The sequence below is a fragment of the Microcosmobacter mediterraneus genome, assembly GCF_031846265.1.
GTDB classification, from domain to species: domain Bacteria; phylum Bacteroidota; class Bacteroidia; order Flavobacteriales; family Flavobacteriaceae; genus Microcosmobacter; species Microcosmobacter mediterraneus.
This window is the reverse complement of record NZ_JAVRIA010000017.1, coordinates 1-2869: the sequence shown is the minus strand read 5'-3', so window position 1 is coordinate 2869 and position 2869 is coordinate 1. Positions and strand designations below refer to the sequence as shown.

1 pseudogene is annotated in these 2869 nt (G+C 39.2%); it reads left to right on the top strand.

Annotation, left to right across the window (positions count from 1 at the left end):
* Positions 1-230: 230 nt before the first annotated feature.
* A pseudogene (locus tag RM697_RS13640) lies at positions 231-2869 on the top strand (hypothetical protein); the annotation flags it as partial.

The following is a 2869-nucleotide window of genomic DNA, read 5'->3' as shown; positions in this document are numbered from 1 at the left end:
TCAAAGACACATTTCGATTAAAGATTGTTTAATAGCACAACAATTGATTATTAGCACATTTATTGGTTAGTAATGGCCTTATGGTTGTTACGAAATAGCGGATCATTTTAGGCTAAGTTATTAGTTTAAACTGGTATTGATTTGTTTTTGTTTTAAAAAGCAAGAATGAGTTAAAAGGATAATAAATAAATATGTTAAGATAATTTTAATTAAAACCAAATGTTATGTTTATGAGCAATTTTACCCAATTTACAGGTAAGTCAAGATTTTGGCAATCTGTAAGTAATTTATCGTGTTGCAACATAGAGCAAGGTTTACAAAAAATGAGAAGCGTCTGGGCAATGAGCCTATTGATGCTTTTTGTGTTTGGAAGCAGCTTTGTGTTCGGTCAATCCACGATGACACAACGAAGCGTAGAGCTAAATTTGTGTGCAGAAGATCGACCAGATCCAACCCTATCTCAGGAGGATTTAGAATTTATTTTCTCAGGTGACTGTGCAGGATCCGAGTTAACCTATACGGTTAGTGAAGCTTTCCAAGCCAGTGATGATGAGAATCCAGATTGTGGATGGCAAGTTATCTACAGTTACAATGTAACTTGTGGAGACAATAGCTTTACCTATAAAGAGATTTTTATAGGAAGAGATCAATCGGCTCCAGAATTGGAAGGCGATATTCCATCAGGTAATATGGGAATGAATGCATGTTTTGCAGATGCACCAGCAGGTCCATCAGCAGCAGAGATAGCATTATTATTTTCAGACAACTGTGGTAGTGTAGTCGTAACCAAGTCAGGCGCTCCAGAAGGTGACGACTGTGAGTGGAGTGCTATTTACACATACGATGTAAGAGATGTTTGTAATAATGTTTATTTAGGCGATGTAAAAGTAGAATATTCAGGAGGTGATGATGAAGCACCAGAATTAGATAAGAAGGCTGTAGTTCCAACAGGAGAGAGTGGTCTTAATTTGTGTTTTGCAGATAAGTCACAAGGCCCAACAGAAGCAGAGATAGCTGCATTGTTTTTAGATAACTGTAGTGATATTACAGCAGAAAACGTTACAAAGATAGCAAGTTCAAAAGGAACAGATTGTAAGTGGAAAGCTACTTATATTTATAAGATAGAGGATGATTGTGGAAACACTGCAGATGATATTATTATAGAGTATACAGGAGGCGATACAGAAGATCCAGAATTATCAGGCGTACCAGCCGATACTACAGTAGATTGTATCGATGAGTTACCAGAATTACCATTAGTAACAGCAACAGATAACTGTGCGTCTAAGCCAAAAGTGGTTTATGAAGAAGATTTATCAGGTTTAGGATTAGCTTGTGAAGGTGGCGTAGTAGTTCGTACATGGACAGCAGAAGATAACTGTTTTAACAGTGTATCAATGTCTCAGACCATTACAGTAACACCAGCACCGAAGGCAGAGTTTGAAGAAGCTACACCACTAGAGATTACATGTGAGCAAGTAGAAGGTTTTGAAGCACCAAGCTTAGGGTATAGTAATGGTGTAGAAGACGGAGCTTGTGCTATCAATGGAGAAGCAGAAGGTTTATTTGAGCCATTCCAAGGAGACTGTGGAGAGTTTGTAATCACATATTCGTTCGAGGACGAATGTGGTTATGTAATCACAGCAGACCGTACAGTAACGGTTATCGATAACAAAGATCCAGAATTAGTAGTGCCAGCAGATGCTACAGTAGAGTGTGATGCAGTACCAGCAGAAGATGCAGATGCAGCAAGTGCTATGGATAATTGTGATGATGATGTAACGATTGTATATAATGGCGAAGTAAGAACAGATGGCGATTGTGCAGATAACTATACATTAACACGTACATGGACAGCAACAGATAACTGTGAAAACAGTACCACGTTGTCACAAACGATCACAGTACAAGATACAACAGATCCAGTATTAACAGTACCAGCAAATGTAACAGTAGAGTGTGATGCAGTACCAGCGTTAGATGAAGGTGCAGCAAGTGCCATGGATAACTGTGACGAAGACGTACTTATCGAGTTCATCGATGAGAAGCGTGAGGATGGTAATTGTGCAGATAACTATACACTTATAAGAATCTGGAGAGCAACAGACAACTGTGGAAACGAAGACATACAAAGTCAAATGATCACAGTACAGGATACAACAGATCCAGTACTTACAGTACCAGGAGATGTTACAGTAGAGTGTGATGCAGTACCAGTATTAGATACAGAAGCAGCAAGTGCTATGGATAACTGTGATGAAGACGTTAAAATAGATTTCGTAGACGAGAAGCGAACAGATGGAAACTGTCCATATAACTATACGTTAACGCGTACATGGATAGCAACAGATAACTGTGGTAACTCAACAACAGAATCACAAACGATCACAGTACAAGATACAGTTGGACCACAATTAACGGTTCCAGCAGATATGGATGATGTAGAGTGTAGTGAAGTACCAGAGCCAGGAATGGCAAGTGCCATGGATAACTGTGATGAGCAGCCAGTAGTTACTTACGAAGGATTCGAAAGAACAGATGGCGATTGTGCAGACAGTTATACATTAACACGTACATGGAAAGCAGTAGACAGCTGTGGTAATGAGACATTTGAGTCACAGACTATCACAGTAGTAGATACAACAGATCCAGTAGTAACAGCACCAGCAGATGAGACAGTAGAGTGTGATGAAGTACCAGAAGTACCAGAAGTAGGATCAGTATCAGGCGCAAGTGCAACAGATAACTGTGATATGGATGTAAAGGTAGAGTTCTTAAAAGAAGAGCGTGTAGATGGTGATTGTCCAAACAACTACGAATTAATAAGAATATGGTTAGGAACAGATAACTGTGGTAACACTTCTATAGC